1 protein-coding gene is annotated in these 206 nt (G+C 45.1%); it reads right to left on the reverse strand.

What is annotated here, in order from left to right:
* Nucleotides 1-206, reverse strand: a 206-nt coding sequence (locus Q0910_RS28620; protein ID WP_299224281.1) for a hypothetical protein, incomplete at both ends; no start/stop codon positions are given.

Raw genomic sequence — 206 nt, forward strand, 5'->3', positions numbered from 1 at the left:
CTGTCATCAAAGGCATCTAATAATCCGTCTCCATCGGTATCAGTCGTTAAGCCATTGCCTAAGTCCTGACCTGCTTCTACAACATCTGAAGTACCATCATTATCACTATCGGTATCCTGATAATCAGGGGTCATATCGGTATCGGTGTCTTCTGGTGCTAAACTCGTACCGGCAGTAAAGCCTGCAGTCGTACATTCATCACTGTT

Source organism: uncultured Aquimarina sp. (assembly GCF_947495315.1).
In the GTDB taxonomy this organism is placed as follows: Bacteria; Bacteroidota; Bacteroidia; order Flavobacteriales; family Flavobacteriaceae; genus Aquimarina.